The sequence below is a fragment of the Streptosporangium saharense genome (assembly GCF_014203715.1).
Taxonomy (GTDB): domain Bacteria; phylum Actinomycetota; class Actinomycetes; order Streptosporangiales; family Streptosporangiaceae; genus Streptosporangium; species Streptosporangium saharense.
This window is the reverse complement of sequence record NZ_JACHJP010000008.1, coordinates 184,932-201,003: the sequence shown is the minus strand read 5'-3', so window position 1 is coordinate 201,003 and position 16,072 is coordinate 184,932. Positions and strand designations below refer to the sequence as shown.

13 protein-coding genes are annotated in these 16,072 nt (G+C 70.8%); 7 read left to right on the top strand and 6 right to left on the bottom strand.

The window, feature by feature from the left end:
- Positions 1-66: 66 nt before the first annotated feature.
- Positions 67-324, top strand: a complete 258-nt coding sequence (locus FHS44_RS30150) for a BldC family transcriptional regulator (RefSeq protein WP_184720790.1) — start codon at positions 67-69, stop codon at positions 322-324.
- Here the strand turns inward: FHS44_RS30150 and FHS44_RS30145 are convergent.
- Positions 252-2,993 carry a helix-turn-helix transcriptional regulator gene (locus FHS44_RS30145; protein ID WP_184720789.1) on the bottom strand — a complete coding sequence of 914 codons (2,742 nt, stop codon included), beginning with the start codon at positions 2,991-2,993 and terminating at the stop codon, positions 252-254. The genes FHS44_RS30150 and FHS44_RS30145 overlap by 73 nt on opposite strands.
- A gap of 26 nt (positions 2,994-3,019) precedes the next feature.
- Positions 3,020-4,732, bottom strand: a complete 1,713-nt coding sequence (locus FHS44_RS30140) for a 2-isopropylmalate synthase (protein WP_312863862.1) — start codon at positions 4,730-4,732, stop codon at positions 3,020-3,022.
- Positions 4,733-5,028: 296 nt separating this feature from the next.
- Between FHS44_RS30140 and FHS44_RS30135 the strand changes: the two genes are divergently transcribed.
- Positions 5,029-5,916, top strand: a complete 888-nt coding sequence (locus tag FHS44_RS30135; protein ID WP_184720787.1) for a UbiA family prenyltransferase — start codon at positions 5,029-5,031, stop codon at positions 5,914-5,916.
- Positions 5,917-5,923: 7 nt separating this feature from the next.
- On the opposite strand, the gene FHS44_RS30130 is transcribed toward FHS44_RS30135, so the two are convergent.
- On the bottom strand, positions 5,924-6,613 hold the full coding sequence (locus FHS44_RS30130; protein WP_184720785.1) for a 4'-phosphopantetheinyl transferase family protein: 690 nt from the start codon (positions 6,611-6,613) through the stop codon (positions 5,924-5,926).
- Positions 6,614-6,877: 264 nt separating this feature from the next.
- Here FHS44_RS30130 and FHS44_RS30125 point away from each other — a divergent pair, with 264 nt between their 5' ends.
- On the top strand, positions 6,878-7,696 hold the full coding sequence (locus tag FHS44_RS30125; RefSeq protein ID WP_184720783.1) for an aldo/keto reductase: 819 nt from the start codon (positions 6,878-6,880) through the stop codon (positions 7,694-7,696).
- Here the strand turns inward: FHS44_RS30125 and FHS44_RS30120 are convergent.
- The 3 genes from FHS44_RS30120 to FHS44_RS40285 all read right to left on the bottom strand — a co-directional run bounded on the left by FHS44_RS30120 (position 7,683) and on the right by FHS44_RS40285 (position 10,734).
- Entirely contained in the window at positions 7,683-8,390 is a 708-nt protein-coding gene (locus FHS44_RS30120) for a response regulator (RefSeq protein WP_184720781.1), read from the bottom strand. The two genes, FHS44_RS30125 and FHS44_RS30120, sit on opposite strands and share 14 nt — an antisense overlap.
- A complete protein-coding gene (locus FHS44_RS41975) occupies positions 8,362-9,480 on the bottom strand; it encodes a sensor histidine kinase (RefSeq protein WP_184720779.1) in 1,119 nt (372 codons plus the stop codon). The genes FHS44_RS30120 and FHS44_RS41975 overlap by 29 nt, the downstream gene beginning before the upstream one ends.
- A gap of 336 nt (positions 9,481-9,816) precedes the next feature.
- Positions 9,817-10,734, bottom strand: a complete 918-nt coding sequence (locus FHS44_RS40285) for a TetR family transcriptional regulator C-terminal domain-containing protein (protein WP_312863861.1) — start codon at positions 10,732-10,734, stop codon at positions 9,817-9,819.
- A gap of 130 nt (positions 10,735-10,864) precedes the next feature.
- Between FHS44_RS40285 and FHS44_RS30105 the strand changes: the two genes are divergently transcribed.
- The 4 genes from FHS44_RS30105 (at position 10,865) to FHS44_RS30090 (ending at position 16,021) form a co-directional block, all read left to right on the top strand.
- The gene (locus tag FHS44_RS30105; protein ID WP_221461482.1) at positions 10,865-13,555 is read left to right on the top strand and encodes an AAA family ATPase; all 2,691 of its coding nucleotides are present in this window, start codon (positions 10,865-10,867) and stop codon (positions 13,553-13,555) included.
- Positions 13,556-13,624: 69 nt separating this feature from the next.
- Positions 13,625-14,611, top strand: coding sequence for an alpha/beta fold hydrolase (locus FHS44_RS30100; protein WP_184720777.1), 987 nt, complete (start codon positions 13,625-13,627; stop codon positions 14,609-14,611).
- A gap of 102 nt (positions 14,612-14,713) precedes the next feature.
- Entirely contained in the window at positions 14,714-15,556 is an 843-nt protein-coding gene (locus tag FHS44_RS30095) for an alpha/beta fold hydrolase (RefSeq protein WP_184720775.1), read from the top strand.
- 24 nt (positions 15,557-15,580) lie between these two features.
- Positions 15,581-16,021, top strand: coding sequence for a VOC family protein (locus FHS44_RS30090; RefSeq protein WP_246436258.1), 441 nt, complete (start codon positions 15,581-15,583; stop codon positions 16,019-16,021).
- Positions 16,022-16,072 lie beyond the last annotated feature (51 nt).

Genomic DNA, 16,072 nt, shown 5'->3' with positions numbered 1-16,072 from the left:
TCGCTACTGAAACCGGCTGTGCTACCAAAACCGGCTGTGCCACCGAAGCTGCTGAAGGAAGTCCCCATGACCGTGAACAAGAATGACACCGGCCCCGCGGAACGGCTCCTCACCCCCGGTGAGGTGGCGCACATCTTCGGCGTGGACCCCAAGACCGTCAACAGATGGTCCCTCACCGGGAAGATCCCCTCGCTCAAGACGCCCGGTGGACAGCGTCGATATCGCCAGAGCGACATCGACGCTCTCCTCGGTCAGCCCGTCCGGACCAGTGAGGCCATCGCCGTAGGTAGGTCGGCCCTTGAGGTGACGTGCAGTTTGCGGTAGGCGCGGGTGAGGTGCTGTTCGACCGTGCTGACCGTGACGTAGAGCCGCTTGGCGATCTCCCGGTTGGTGTAGCCGTGGGCGGCCAGTTCGGCGACCCTGCGCTCGGCGTCGCTGAGGATGCCGTCGGCGGCGCCCGGCTCCTGAAGCGTGGGCTCGGCGCCGTTCCAGTCGAACTTCGCGCCGAGCAGCCGGGTGAGCGGCTGGGCCTGGCACTTCGTGGCCAGCGTCCAGGCGCGGCGGGCGGTCAGCCTGGCCCGGCGCAGTTCGCCCAGGTCGTGGTAGGCCCTGGCCAGGTCGGACAGTGCCCTGGCCAGCTCGTAGCGGTCACCGGCCTCCTGGAGGATGTCCGCCGACTTGCGCAGCAGCGCCGGGCGCTGACGCAGCTCGTAGGTGGCGGCGAGCTGGCGCATCGCCATGCCCCAGGCGCGGGGCGCGGCGGGGCCGGACATCCCGAGCTGCTCCTCAAGGAGCCTGCGGGCCTCGTCCTGGTCACCGAGCTGGATCATGGCCTCGGCGGCGTCGCCACGCCAGGCGACGAGACCGGGCACGTCCAGACCCCAGCGGCCCATCAGGTCGCCGCAGGCCAGGAAGTCGGAGAGCGCGGCGTCGAGGTGACCGCTGGACAGCTCGTACTGACCCCTGGCCTGGAGGTAGTGCAGGCCGTACCGGCTCTGCAGCATGGCTTCGGGCACGGGCAGGTTGAGCTGGTCGGCGGCCTCGTCGTAGCGGCCCATCGCGGTCAGCGCGGTGAGCAGGCTGGCGAGCAGGGCGCCGACCGCCACCCCCCAGCTACCGGCCGGGACGATCTCCAGGGCCTGCCGGGCGTGCAGCTCGGCTCCGGGCAGGTCGCCCTGCCGGATGCTGATCTCGGCCCTGATCGTGGCCAGCCTGGCCCTGCGGCCCGGCGACTGGCGGGAGATCGCCTCCTCGATCAGGCCGTCGCACCAGGGCGCGGCCCGTCCCGCCCGGTCGCCGTAGGTCAGCGCGAGCAGCGCCGACTCGACGGTGTCCATGCCCATCTCGTCCAGCCGGGAGCTCCGCAGGATGCGCTCGGCCTCGGCGACGACCTGCTCGGACGGCCCCTGGCTGAGTACGGAGTCCAGCGCGGTGGCCGCCTCAAGGCGCCAGCTCACGGCGGTTGACGGGAGGGCACGCGACCTCGGCGGTTCCTCGGCTTCGGGGACGTAGTCCAGGAACGGCGCGTACCAGCAGCGCAGCCACGGGCGGGTGGTGCGCAGTTCGGCGGCGGTCTCCGGGTCGTGCAGTTCGCTCTCAAGCTGGAGCTCGGTCAGCACGTCCCTGGCGTCCTCGAACCGGCCGTGCCACAGCAGGGCCTTGGCGAGCACCAGGCCGTCGCTGGGACGCAGGTGGCCTCGGTGCAGGGCGTCGGTGAGCTCGGCGAGGTGCGGGGTCGGGGCGCTGGGGTTGATCCGCCACTCGGCGCGGACCAGCGCCGTCCTGATACGGGCCAGGCGGGGGCCGTCCTCGCACACCCGGCAGGCCAGCCGCAGATACTCGACGGCCGAGCCGACCCGGCCCTCGGCGAGCGCCAGGGTGGCGGCCTCCTCAAGGACGGGGACGACCCACGGCTCCTCGACCGGTCCCGCGGCCAGCAGGTGTTCGGCGATCGCGGCGGCCGCCGCCCCGCCCGCGTGCAGCAGCGCGGCGGCCCTTTTGTGCAGTTCGGCCCGGCGCTCGGCCTCCACGTCGAGCAGGACGGCGGACCTGGCGACCTCGTGGCGGAAACCACCCGTGGTCAGCACCCCGCTCGCCTCAAGCTCGCGCAGGCCCCGCGCCACCTTGGCGCCGTCCAGGCCCAGCAGCCGGTCGACCGCACCCGAGGCGCCGAGTACGGCGACGCCTTGGGCGAGCGGGAGCAGCCCGGGGTCGCCACGGCGCAGCAGGTCGAGCACCGCCTGCCCGTAGGAGTCGCCGACGGTCAGCTCGCCCTCGACGGCGGTCGCGGCCCGCACGGCGGCGAGGTGGCCGTCCAGCAGGGAGTTCACCAGCAGCGGGTTGCCGCCGCTGACCCGGTGGCACGCGGCGGCGAGCCGCTCCCCCGCGGGTCCGCCGAGCCGTTCCGCGGTCAACTGACCGACGGCGCCCGGGGTGAGCAGCGGAAGCACCAGGTTGTGGTGGTTGGGACGGCGCAGCAGCTCCAGCAGGAACTCAACGGCGCGGGTGGTCGGCCGTCCCGCGCGGCCGAAGACGGCCATGATCCCCGAGCTGCGCAGCCTGCGGGTCAGGTAGGACAGGCACGCGAGCGAGTCGTCGTCGGCGTGCTGGACGTCGTCGACCACCAGGGCGAGCGGCTGCCGTTCGGCCAGTTCGAGCAGGAGCGCGGTCAGCTCCTGCGCCGCCGTACGCCGTCCGTCTTCTCCTGCGGCGAGCAGGCCGCGGACTGCCGCGCGCCGCTCGGCGGCCAGTGGCGCGCCGAGCAGGAGCTGACCCATGACGCCCAGCGGGAGGTGGGTCTCCTCGGTGGCGCCGATCGCGGTCAGCGGCAGCGCGCCCGCCTCGTGGGCCCGCTCGGCGAACTCGTCAAGCAGCGCGCTCTTGCCGGTGGCGGCGGGGCCGCTCACCACCGCGATCCTGCCCTTGCCCTCGACCGCCTCGACCAGCAGACCGGTCAGGAAGGTCAGGTGCTCATCTCTCTCAACCAGGCTCATCTCTTCCATCCCCTTGGTCGGTACGGTCAGTGACGCTCGACGGCCTCGGCGAGCTCCACGGCGGTCTCTCTGGCGCGGGCGGCCGCGGCGCGGACGGCGGAGAAGGCGGCGGCGTGCAGGTCAGGGCCCCGGCCGAAGCCCCAGACGGGTTCGCCGCCGAAGTCGCAGCGGGCGTAGACGGCGGCCTCGCGCTCAGGGTCGTGGGACTTGCTCTCCGGGCCGGTGTGCCGGACGTCGCGCACCTCCACACCCCACGGCTGGAGGGTCTCGCGCAGGCTCGCGATCTCGTCGGCGCGGACCGCCCCGTCGGCGCTGGCGGGTCCCGCGCCGTCCACGAACAGCTCCGCGAACACCGGCACCCGGGAGACGGCGAGCTGCCGGGTCTCGTCGGCGGTCGAGAGGTACTCCTGCTCGAAGAGACGGCCGATCCGGTCGGGGGTGATCTCGGCGCCGGTGGCGTCGGCCACCGACTGCACCGTGCGGGCGAACTCGATCTGCAGGTCACGCGGCAGGTCCAGGCCGTGCCAGGCGCTCATGACGTACGCGACGCCGCCCTTGCCGGACTGGCTGTTGATCCGCACCACCGCCTCGTAGCTGCGGCCGACGTCCTCCGGGGCGATCGGCAGGTACGGCATGCGCCACATGCGGTCGCGAACACTCTGACCAGCGGCGGCCGCCTCGGCCTCCAGAGCGGCGAAGCCCTTCTTGATGGCGTCCTGGTGCGAGCCGGAGAAGGCGGTGAACACCAGGTCGCCGCCGTACGGGTGCCGGGGGGAGACCGGGAGCTCCGAGCAGTACTCGACGGTACGGCGGACCCGGTCGAGGTCGGAGAAGTCGATGCCCGGGTCGATGCCGTGGGTCAGCATGTTCAGCCCCAGGGTGACCAGGCAGACGTTGCCCGCCCGCTCCCCACCGCCGAAGAGGCAGCCCTCGACCCGCTTGGCCCCGGCCATCATGGCGAGTTCGGTGGCGGCGACCCCGGTGCCCCGGTCGTTGTGCGGGTGGATCGACAGGCAGCGGTACTCGGGCCGGGAGAGATTGCGGTCCAGCCACTCGATCTGGTCGGCGAACACGTTGGGCGTCGAACGCTCGACCGTCGCGGGGAAGTTCAGCACGATCTCCCTGCCGGGGCCGGGCTGCCACAGGTCCATCACGGCCTCGCAGACCTCGACCGCGAAGTCCGGCTCGGTCTCGTTGAACAGCTCGGGCGAGTACTGGTAGCCGAGGTCGCAGTCGCCAAGCAGCCGCTCGCCGTACCGCATCACCGCGGCGGTGCCCTGGACGGCGAGGTCCACGCACTCCTGGCGGCCGATCCCGAAGACGAGGTCGCGGAAGAGCGGCGCGGTCGCGTTGTACACGTGGACGACGGCGCTGCGGGCGCCGCGCAGGCTCTCCACGGTGCGCCGGATCAGCTCGTCGCGGGCCTGCGACATGACGGTGATCCGCACGTCGTCGGGGATGCGGTCCTGCTCGATCAGCATCCGCACGAAGTCGTACTCGTCCTGGCTGGCGACCGGGAAGCCGACCTCGATCTCCTTGTAGCCCATCTCCACCAGCAGTTCGAACATGGCGAGCTTGCGGGCCGGGGTCATCGGGTTGACCAGTGCCTGGTTGCCGTCCCTGAGGTCGGTCGAGAGCCAGCGGGGAGGGGCCGTGAGGGTTCTGTCCGGCCAGGTACGGTCAGGCAGGACCATGGGGACGAAAGCCTGGTAGCGGTGGGACGACCGGTCAGCCTTCACGGTGGTTTCCCTTCACAAGGGTTGGATCCGAGGAGCCGGCCGGTATGACCCGGCCGTCGGCAACGCTAAAGAACCGATGGGGCCGTCACAACGGTGATGAGACTGACGTCCGCCCATTCTCACCGGAGGGATGAGCAGGGGTATCGAAAGGTGTAGTTGCCGATTCTCCTTGCGGCCACTTCTCCCCTGCGCCCTGTGTCATCTTCGCCGCGACTCCCCATAATCGGAGCGGAGAAGACACGGCCCCCCGACCGGCGAGTAGGGGGGGTGCTACCTGAGCCCCTAAGGGGGAATCATTGGCAACCCGTACTTGGCAGACCGCCTGGAACTGCTTCCGTGAGGCCCGCCCCGTCGTGCAGTGCGCCTTCCTGCTCCGCTATCTGGCGGGTGCGCTGCTCGGTGGCCCCGGCGGCTCCCTGCATCCCGGCCGGATCGCGCTCGGCGCCTTCGGCTGGTTCCTGGCCACCACCGCGATCTACCTCTTCAACGGCGTGGCCGACCTGCCCGAGGACATCAGGAACGGTTCCACCCGGCCGATCGCCGACGGACGGCTGGCTGTGGAGACCGCGCTGGCCTCGACCGGCCTGCTCGCGGCGGCCGGGCTGGTCTGCTCCTTCGCCCTCGGTTTCGCCTCCGGCGCCCTCGCCATGGTGTACGTGATCCTCGGCTACGCCTACTCGGGGCCGCCGTTCCCGCTGAAGAAGACCTACTGGAGCTGTACCGTCACCGGTCTCGCCGGGGGGATGATCACCTACCTGGCCGGGTTCCTGGCCGGGGGGCACCGGCCGGACAGTTCGCTGCTGGTCTTCGCCGGGATGATGACGCTCTGGATGGGCGGGGTCGGCGCGGTGGCCAAGGAGTTCCCCGACATAGAGGGTGACCGCAGCGCAGGTCGGCGGACCTGGCCGATCGTCTTCGGGGTGCCCCGCGCGACCCGGCTGCTGCGGCTGCTCGCGGCGGGCGTGGTGCTGGTCTTCGGCACCCTCGTGGAGCTCTACACAACCCGGCTGCTGTGGTGCGTGGTGACCGTGCTCGTCGGCGCCATCGCGATCGGGGTGACCAGCAAGGGCCTGACCCGCGGTGAGTCCGCCGCGCGGCGACGGCCGTACATCGCCTTCATGTGGACCCAGCACGCGACGCACCTGGTGCTCGGCATCACCGTCCTGGCCACTCCGCTGGGGTGACGCCGGCTCAGCCGAGCAGCCCCGCCGGTCGCCTCGTCCCGTCCCCGGTTCCCACCACGATCGCAGTAAGGATCAGCCCGTCTTGCACCATCCAACGACCGGTGAAGCCGATCACCGCGAACCCCCGCAGAGTCGGCCCCGGGACAAGCAACCGGGCGGTGAACGTCCCGGTGACGTGATCGACCGTGATCAGCGCGTCGTCGAAGTCGAGCCAGGACCTGACCAGGGGGAACCACGCCTTGTAGACGGCCTCCTTGGCGCTGAACAGCAGCCGGTCCCAGCAGACGTCCGGCGCCCTGACCGCGAGGTCCCTGATCCAGACCCGTTCTCCGGCCAGGGAGATCGCGTCCAGCACGCCCTCGGTGAGATGGGTGTTCGGCTCGGCGTCGATGCCGATCGACGCCGCGTCGGACAGCCGCCCGAGCACCGCGCCACGGTAGCCCGCGCAGTGCGTGATGCTGCCCACCACGCCGCTCGGCCACAGCGGTTCCCCGCGCAGCCCGGACAGCACCGGGGAGGCGGGCAGCCCGAGCCGCGCCATGGCGCGCCGGGCGCAGAGCCGCGCGGTGGTGTACTCCTGCCGCCGTTTGGCCACGGCATTGGCGACGACCGCCTCCTCCTCAGGGAAGAGCGTGCCGTTCAGAACGTCACGGGTGTCCACGGACACCACTGATGGACCCACAATCTTCTCGATCATGATGAATTCCGTAACTGGACACACCCGCGCCGGTCGTGCGACAGGCTCACGTCAAGGTAACCGCAGGCCATGAGTCACGGGAACGGTGACGGCGCAGAGCGCGGGTCGGGGCTCCGGTACCCAGGGGCGGTAGGTGGCGGGCAGGGGTTGGGCTCCCGGGTCGGCCCGGTGAAACTGACAGTCGAGCCCGCCACAGCCGAGGTGCCGGGCCACCGGATCGGACGGGGGGCTGGACGGATGCGGTTGGGGAAACTGGACCACGCGATGTCCGCGCGCCTGGGTCTGGGCTGCCTGCCGCTGGGTGGCGCGTACGGCCCGGCCGATCCCGCCCGTGCGCTGCGCCTGGTACGGTTCGCGCTGGACTCCGGGGTGGTGCTGCTGGACGTCACCTCCGAGGGCGAGGTGCAGCGGATCGTCGAGCAGGCCATAGCCGGGCGCCGCGACGAGGTCGTGATCGCCGCGCACGGCCCGGCCGACGCGACCGGGGTGACCGAGGACTGTGAGCGGACCCTGCGACGGCTCGGTGTCGAGCACCTCGACCTCTACCACCTGCACCTGGGCGGTTCCCGGATCCCGGTCGAGGAGGCCGTCGGCGCCGCGGCCTCCCTGGTCGCCTCCGGCAAGGTGGGCGCGCTCGGGATCGGCGGGGTTGACGGCGAGCGGCTGCTGCGGGCGCACGCCACCCATCCGCTCGTCTCAGTCGTCGTGGAGTACTCGCTGCTTGAGCGCGGCGCGGAGCTGGACCTGATCCCGGCCGCCCGCGATCTCGGGCTGCTGGTCGCGGCGAGCCGCCCGCTCGCCCGCGGTCTGCTGACCGGCCGGACCACCACCGGGGCCGAGCACGGAGCGTTCGCCGAGACGCTCAGGGCGCTGGCGGGGACGGCGGCCGAGCTGAACCTCGGACCGGCCAGGCTCGCGCTGGCCTGGCTGCTCTCCCGGGGCGACGACATCCTCCCGCTGCCCGGGACCCGGGACCGGGTGCACCTGGAGATGAACCTTTCGGCCCGGCGGATCGAGCTGCCGCCGGAGGCCGAGCAGGCGCTGACCGCCCTGACCGTCGATCCGATGGTCAGCCCGTCTTGAGGCGGCGGTTGACCTGACCGTGTGGCGGATTGATCAGTGAGGCGGCGATGGCCTTGTTCACCGCGTCGATTCTGGAGACCGCGCCCAGTTTGACGAAGACGTTGCGCAGGTGACGCTTGACGGTGGCCTCGGTGATCATGAGCCGGGTGGAGATCTGGCTGTTGCTCAGCGCCTGCGCGACCAGCTTCAGGATCTCCAGTTCCCGGGCGGAGAGCACGTCGTCAGCGCTGCTCTGCAACTGCCCGAGGCTCTCCCTGGAGACGGCCAGCACCATCCGGTCGGAACCACGGTGGACACTGCGGATCGCCGCGACGAGCTCCTGGCCGTCCACGCTCTTCAGCAGGTAGCCGCGGATACCGACGTTGATCAGCTTCCTGAGGAGCTGGGGGCCGTCGTACATCGACAGGATGATGATCTGCGAGGACGGCGAAAGCTCCCGCATCCTGGTCACGGTGTCGGTGGGCTCGCCACCGGGGAGCTCCACGTCCAGCAGGACAATGTCCGGGCGGTGCTGGGCGACCTGGGCGATTCCGTCACCGCTGTTGGCGGCCTCGCTCACCACCACGATGTCGCTCTGGGACTCCAGGATCTCGCGCACGCCTTCACGGACCAGCGTGTGGTCGTCGACCAGGACGACGCGGGTGGTGCAGCCGGTGGCCGAATGGTCAACTGCCCTGTTTTCGTGGGGAATCATCAAGGGGTCGTCCTTTGAGGGGTACTGAGAGATCCACTCTGGTGCTGCTGCCCAGCCAGCTGTTGACCAGCAGGCGCCCCCCGAGCAGTTCAGCGCGTTCACACATCGAGAACAGACCGACCCCGGCCTTCGCCGGGCGCTCCGACGGCAGTCCGATCCCGTCGTCCTCCACGGACGCCTGGAGTTCGTCGGGTGTGATCTCGACGTTCACCAGGAGCAACGAGGCCTTGGCGTGACGCAGGGCGTTCCGGATGCCTTCTCGAATGATCAGAAACACTTCGTCGAGAACCTCGGGCGGAACCCAGGTCTCGTCGCCGTTCACCCAGAGCCGGACCGCCGTCTCGTTGACGTCCACCGACTCCAGCTCGTTGAGCAGCGCCTTCTCCAGGCTCTTCAACGGCTCGCGGGTGTAGAGGTCGGAGGTGACCGCGCGGAGGTGGTGCATCGACTCCCGGATCGCCTGCTGGGCGTTGGCCAGCTTCACGGCCGCCCGGTCCGGCTGGGTCTCCTGGTAGAGCGTGTAGAGCTCAAGCTGGCGATGGGTCACGCTCATGCCGTGGCCCACCCGGTCGTGGAGGTCGCGGGCGATCCTGCGCCGTTCGCTGAGCTGCGCCTCGTGCACCCTGTTGAGGAGCAGACCCGTGTAGGCGGCCACCGCGTCGCGGATGCGCAGGGCGATGCTGCGTTCCAACGCCAGGCTGATCAGCCTGAGGGTCTCCAGCGACTGCGGGTCCGGGGTCAGGCAGGTGAACACCACGGAAAGCGCGGTGTGGAAGAACACCGAGGAGGCCTGGATGGACTCGCGCGGATGCACCCCGTCCACGGCTCTGGTCGTGCCGATATTCCAGGCCAGAAGTTTGTAGGAATTGTCAACCTCGACCTGACCGGCGCGCAGGCTGCCGATGACGTCGGCCATGATGCGCTGCGCGTTGGTTAACGCCTGGCCAAGGGAGACTGAATTGTAAACGAGGGAGTTACCGGCCGAGCGGAGGTTGGCCTCGTAGGTGCGGACGATCTCGGGTATCTGCAGTTCAATCAGATCAGCAACCTGCTGCGCATTCGTTAAATGCGCTTCCTCCCGAGCGGTCACGTGCCGACACCTCGCATCCCTCGGCTAACCCCCCCGGTCAAGGTAGCAGACGGCTGTGACAAATCGCGAGGCGACGAGGATTGTAACTTTACGTATTTGAACGGCGACGAGCAGTGCGGCGTGTGAGCATTCCTTCGAGGGTTGGCCGGTCCCCGCGGAGGCCATTCCGCAGGTCGGACCTGCATTTCATGGCCGCACGCCGACTGTTGACAGAAATGACGAACAAATTGCTGACAATTACTGTAAAGCCAAGCACGCGCCTTCACACTTGTGGTTTACACCCGACCCCGAGGGCCACTCGGATTTCCCGACCATTGCCGGATATCGGGGAATTTGTCAGGTTTCAGGGAAGACGAGTTCGGCGTTCGTCCCTTCGGTGAGCAGGAAGTATCCAAGGAAGGTCACCCCGTTCTCCCGCGCGTCGAAGCGGGCGACGCGCACTCCCTCCGGCTCGTGGAACACGTCCCCCGGCCCGAGCACGGTCTCCGGCCCACCCTCGATCTGGTAGATCACCGAGCCCCGCTCGATGCTGCCGAAGACCGGGCCGTTGTGGATGTGCAGCCCCGCGGCGTAGTTGGGCGCGATGGTGATCCGCCGGACCTCGACACGCCGGGTGGCCAGCGGCTCGGGCAACTCCTGGTCCATGACCACCACCCGGCTGAGCGGCCCCTCCTGCCCGTCCGCCCCGGTCCGTACGGCAGGCGCGCCGAGCAGCGTGAGAATCCCCTCGATCGCCTGGCCGAAGGGCTCCGTGCCGTCCGCCGCCCTGGCCAGGACGTATCCCCCCTGGAGCGTGGCGACGATCGCCGACGCCGTGGTCACCGGGTCGACCGCCGGGCTCAGCTCCCCGGCCTCGACGCCCTCCTCCAGCACGCTCGCCAGCCGGGCACGCAACCAGGTGAAGGTCTCCTCGACCGGCTCCCTGAGGGCCGGGGTGGCCATCACGTCGGGATCCTGGGTCAACCGGCCGATCGGGCACCCCTTCAGGACGTCACGCTCCCGGCGAAGGTAGGCCGAGATCCGTTCGAGGGCCGTGCCCGTACCGGAGAGCAGGGCCTCCACCCCGGCGCGCATCTCCTCGGCCGTGCGCTCGATGGCGGCCCGCGCCAGCTCCTCCTTGCCGGAGAAGTGGTGGTACATACTGCCCTGACCGACCTCGGCCAACTGCTGGATGCTCTTCGGGCTGGTCCCGACGTAACCCCGCTCCCACAGCAGGACGCGGGTGCTCTCGACAAGACGCTCTCGTGTGCTCACGAAGGCAGTGTACATACCAGTAGGTACAGAGCCTCACCGGTTTGTGGACTTGAGAGTCCAAACTGTGTTTCCTAGACTCCGCGAAGCTCGTCGAAGACGACCGGTGCGGCGAGAGGAGTGGGAGAACCCCATGATGGTTGGCCGGGATGACGAGCGGGAGCGGCTCTCGACGTTCATGACGGACGCCGGGGAGCGGGCCCTCATCCTCAGGGGTGAGACGGGGATCGGCAAGAGCGCCCTGCTCGACCACGCCGTCGGCCTCGCGGCCCCGCACCACCAGGTGATCAGGGCCACCGGGGTCGAGGCGGAGGCGGAACTGCCCTACGCGGGCCTGCACCAGCTGCTCTACCCCCTGTTCCCCCACCTCGCCGGGCTCGACGACAGGCACCGCGCCGTCTTCGACGTCGTCTTCGGCCCCGGCCAGGGGGAGACGCCGTCGGTCATGTCGCTCGGCATCGCCGTACTCGACCTGCTGGCACTGGCGGCCACGGACAGACCGCTGCTGCTCGCGCTCGACGACGGTCACTGGCTGGACGCGTCGAGCATCGAGGTGTGCGGGTTCGTCGGGCGCAGGCTGGCGGGCGGCGCGGTGCGGATGCTGGTCGCCGTACGGTCCGACGTCACCTCGCGCTTCGACACCGCCGCCCTCCCCGAGCTCGCCGTACCCGCCCTCACGGATCGGGACGCCGAGCACCTGCTGGACGCCCGCCACCCCGCGCTCGACGCGCGGACCCGGCGCGCCGTCCTGGACCAGGCCGGGGGCAACCCGCTGGCCCTGCTCGAACTGCCGCCCCACGTCGGCCCGGGCGAGGAGGCACCCGTCCCGCTGTCGCGCAGACTCCAGCACGTGTACGGCGCGCGCGTCCAAAGTCTCGACGCCGCCGTGCGGGCCGAGCTGCTGCTCGGCGCCCTGGACGGCGTCGCGGCCGGGCCCGGCGCGAACCGCTCGTACGGCGCCCGCCACCGCATGCGCGACGTGGACGAGGCGGCGGCGGCCGACCTGCTGGACACCGACCCGGCGACCGGGGAGGTCGTCTTCCGCCACCCGCTGATCCGTTCGACCATCGTGCGGCTGGCGACGCCCGGCCAGCGGCGCGCGGCCCACGCCAAGCTGGCCCGGGTGTACCACGACGACATCGAACGGCGGGCCCACCACCTCGCCGCCGCGCAGGTCGATCCCGACGAGGAGGTGGCCGCCGCCCTTGAGGCCGCCGCCGGTTCGGCGACCAGGCGGGGCGGCGCGGTCGCCGCCGTCGCCTGGCTGACCAGGGCGGCGGAGCTGAGCGAGACCGCCGAGGACCGGTCGCGGCGGCTCGGCGACGCCGCCTTCATCGCCGGGCACGCCGCGCTGCTGGACCAGGCCCGCGAACTCGCGCACTCGGGCCCCGCGCCGGACGGGACCGCCTCGCCCGCCGCCGTCGTCACCACCGCCTACGCGGCCATGTACGAGGACGGCGACCTGCGCTCGGCGCACCGCCAGGTCACCGCCGTGCTTGAGGACCCCCACGCCGACTTCGGGTCCGGCCAGACGCTCACCCGGCTGGTGAACCTGTTGCTCGCCGTCAGCCAGTACTCGGGAGACGCCACCCTGTGGAGACGCGCCGAGGAGGTGACGGCGGCCCTCGGCGACCGTCTCGACCCGCGCTCGGCGATCTACCGCGACGCCTGGGGCGACGTCGTCCGCCACGGCGCGGACGTGCACGAGCGGGTCGAGCGGGCCTTCGCCTCCCCCGCCCTGGAGCCGTGGGACCTCTCCCGCCTGGCCGTCGCCGCCTACCACGTCGACATCCTCAGCCGGTACAGCCCCCGGCTGCGCCGGGCCGTGGACCGCGAGATCGAGACCGGCGCCATGGCCAACGGCATGACCATGCTGCACCTGATCATGCTCGACGAGCTGGCGACCGGCCGGTGGGACGACGCGGAACGGACGGGTCAGCGCGTGCTCGAACTGACCACCTCGCACGGATACACCCTGTTCGCCCACCACACCCGCGCCTACCTGGGGCTGCTCGCCGCCCTGCGCGGACAGGCCGAGCACGCCCGCGAACTCCAGGCCGTCGTGGACGCCTGGGCCCGTCCCCGGGGAGTCGGCTTCCTGACCCAGATCGCCGACGCCATCGGCACCACCGCCGCCCTGAGCGAGGGGGACCACGAGGCCGCCTACATGCACGCCATCGGCATCACGGCCCCCGGCTCGTTCGAGCCCTACGCGCACCAGGCCCCGCGCACCCTGCTCGACCTGGTCGAGGCCGCCGTCCACACCGGCCGGGTACGGCAGGCCTGCGAGCACGCCCAGGCAGCGCTCGACGCCGGCCTGCCCGAGGTGTCGCCCCGGCTCGCCCTGGTCACCTACGGCGCCCTGGCGATGACCGCCGACGACGACACCGAAGCCGAGAGGCTGTACGGCAAGGCCGAGAGCGGATCCGCGGAGACCGACTTCCCCTTCGAGCTGGCCCGGCTCCGCCTCGCCCACGGCACCCGGCTCCGGCACACCCGGGGGCCGAGGACGGCCCGCCCCCTCCTGGCCCGCGCCGCGGAGACCTTCGACCGGCTCGGCGCCACGGGATGGGCCGAACGGGCACACGCCGAACTGCGGGCCGCCGGGCTGGCCGCCCCCGCCTCACCCGCCTACCCGACCACGCTGACCTGGCAGGAACGCCGGATCGCCGACCTGGCCGCGGCCGGGCTGACGAACAAGGAGATCGGCGAACGGATGCACCTCTCCCCCCGCACCGTCAGCTCACATCTCTACCGCGTCTTCCCCAAACTGGGCATCACCTCCCGCGCCGCCCTGCGCGACGCGCTGAGCAGAGTCGAATGACTGATGCGCCTTGATCATCACGGGATGACAGTGAGGGAGGTCCACCCGTCTCCCATGTAAGGACTCGACATGATCGACAGGCGTACCTTCGGCAAGGTCCTCGGCGTGACCGCCGCCTCACTCGCGGGCCTGGGAAGCCCCGGGGAACCGGCCGCCTTCGGCACGTTGAAGCAGGTCAGGGCCGGTCTGCTCGACATCGGTTACGCCGAGGTCGGCCCCGCACACGGCCCCGTGGTCATCTGCCTGCACGGCTGGCCGTACGACATCCACAGTTTCGCCGAGGTCGCGCCCCTGCTGGCGGCGCGGGGGCACCGCGTGATCGTCCCCTACCTGCGCGGCCACGGCACGACCCACTTCCTGTCATCCCGTACGGCCCGCAACGCCCAGCAGTCGGCCATCGCCCTCGACATCGTCGCCCTGATGGACGCTCTCAGGATCGAGAAGGCCGTGCTCGCGGGCTTCGACTGGGGGTCGAGGACCGCCGACATCATCGCGGCCCTGTGGCCGCAGCGGTGCCGGGCCCTGGTCTCGGTGAGCGGCTATCTCGTCACGAACCTGGAGGCCAACCTCGAACCGCTGTCGCCCAGGGCCGAGTACGCCTGGTGGTACCAGTACTACTTCGCCACCGAGCGGGGCCGTACGGCCATGCGGGACAGGACGAAGCGCCGCGAACTGACCCGGCTCGTCTGGGAGACCGTCTCCCCGACCTGGAAGTTCGACGACGCCACCTTCGAACGTACGGCCGCGGCCTTCGACAACCCCGACTACGCCGCCATCGTGATCCACAACTACCGCTGGCGGCTGAGCCTGGCGGACGGGGAGCGCCGCTACGACGCCCTGGAGAGGCGGCTCGCCGCGCGCCCGGTCATCAAGGTGCCGACCGTCACCCTCGACGCCGACCGCGACCCCTTCACCGCACCGGGCGACGGCATCTCCTACCGGGACATGTTCACCGGCCCCTACGACCACCGCACCCTGCGGGGTATCGGCCACAACGTGCCGCAGGAGGCCCCGGCCGCCTTCGCCCAGGCCGTGGTCGACGTAACCCGCCTCTGACCGTCAAGTGACGGATGTGGGGCACCCACCCACCGGACGAGAGTTGGCGCCGAAGCCGCCCAACCGGGCGGAACAGCACAAACCTCCTCGAAGGGAACTCTCATGGCCGACATCAAGGGTGTGCGTGGGCAGCGGATCCTGGCGAACGCGCTGTCGGTGGTCACGGCGGGCGTCGCGGTCGGCGTCCTGGCCGTCGTCGGAACCGCGAGCGCGGCCACCTCTGTTGAGAAGCAGGCCAAGCCGACCATCGTGCTTGAGCACGGCGCCTTCGCCGACGCCGCGAGCTGGAACGGCGTGATCAAGGAACTGCGCCGCGACGGCTATCCCGTCATCGCGGCGGCCAACCCGCTGCGCGGACCGGCCAGCGACGCCGCCGCGCTGCGCAGCGTCCTCGACCACGTCGAAGGCCCCAAGATCCTGGTCGGGCACTCCTACGGCGGCTCGGTCATCAGCACGGCCGGGGCGAACGACCCGCAGGTCAAGGCCCTCGTCTACGTCGCCGCCTTCCTGCCCGCCCCGGGTGAGAGCGCCCTGGAGCTGACGAACAAGTATCCGGGCTCGACCCTGCCCAACGCCCTCGACGCCGTCCCCTTCACCCTGCCCGGCGGCGCCACCGGAACCGACCTCTACATCAAGACCGCCAAGTTCAGGCAGCAGTTCGCCGCCGACGTCCCGGCCGACACCGCCGCCCTGATGGCCGCAACGCAGCGCCCCATCGCCCAGGCCGCCCTTGAGGAGAAGGCCGAGGTCGCCGCCTGGCAGAACAAGCCCGTCTGGAGCGTCGTCGCCACCCAGGACCTCAACATCCCCGTCGAGGCCCAGCGGTTCATGTCGAGGCGCGCCCACGCGCACATCACCGAGGTCCGCGCCTCCCACTCCGTCGCCGTCTCCCACCCGAAGACCGTGGCCGACGTCATCGAGGACGCCGCCCGCGCCACCCGCTAGAACCCCGAGGTCACCTCCATGGACATGAAGCTCGAAGTCGTCGTCCTGCCCGTCTCCGACGTCGACCGCGCCAAGGACTTCTACACCCGCCAACTGGGGTTCCGCCTCGACGCGGACTTCCCGATCAACGACGGCTACCGGATCGTCCAGGTCACCCCGCCCGGCTCGGCGTGCTCGATCATCTTCGGGGACGGCGTCTCCGAGGCGGAGCCCGGCACGACCCGGGGGCTCCACCTGATCGTCTCCGACCTCGAACAGGCCCTGAAGGAACTGACCGGGCAGGGCGTCGCCGTCTCCGGCCCGTTCCACGACGCCACCGGCGCCTTCCACCACGCCGGTGAGCGTGGGCGGATCCCCGGCCTCCACCCGGAACGCGCCAGCTACGGCTCCTTCGCCGCCTTCTCCGACCCCGACGGCAACGGCTGGCTCCTCCAGGAGATCACCCAACGCCTCCCGGGCCGCTGACCTTCAGCCACACCTGGCCCCGGCGGACAGCCTCCGCCGGGGCAGGCTGAA

What these genes read in the sequence shown, in the direction of transcription:
- FHS44_RS30120 (WP_184720781.1), bottom strand. Translation starts at nt 8,390, where the DNA reads ATGATTCCCCACGAAAACAGGGCAGTTGACCATTCGGCCACCGGCTGC.
- FHS44_RS30095 (WP_184720775.1), top strand. Translation starts at nt 14,714, where the DNA reads ATGGCCGACATCAAGGGTGTGCGTGGGCAGCGGATCCTGGCGAACGCG.
- FHS44_RS30150 (WP_184720790.1), top strand. Translation starts at nt 67, where the DNA reads ATGACCGTGAACAAGAATGACACCGGCCCCGCGGAACGGCTCCTCACC.
- FHS44_RS30125 (WP_184720783.1), top strand. Translation starts at nt 6,878, where the DNA reads ATGTCCGCGCGCCTGGGTCTGGGCTGCCTGCCGCTGGGTGGCGCGTAC.
- FHS44_RS30105 (WP_221461482.1), top strand. Translation starts at nt 10,865, where the DNA reads ATGATGGTTGGCCGGGATGACGAGCGGGAGCGGCTCTCGACGTTCATG.
- FHS44_RS30145 (WP_184720789.1), bottom strand. Translation starts at nt 2,993, where the DNA reads ATGAGCCTGGTTGAGAGAGATGAGCACCTGACCTTCCTGACCGGTCTG.
- FHS44_RS30090 (WP_246436258.1), top strand. Translation starts at nt 15,581, where the DNA reads ATGAAGCTCGAAGTCGTCGTCCTGCCCGTCTCCGACGTCGACCGCGCC.
- FHS44_RS30100 (WP_184720777.1), top strand. Translation starts at nt 13,625, where the DNA reads ATGATCGACAGGCGTACCTTCGGCAAGGTCCTCGGCGTGACCGCCGCC.
- FHS44_RS30130 (WP_184720785.1), bottom strand. Translation starts at nt 6,613, where the DNA reads ATGATCGAGAAGATTGTGGGTCCATCAGTGGTGTCCGTGGACACCCGT.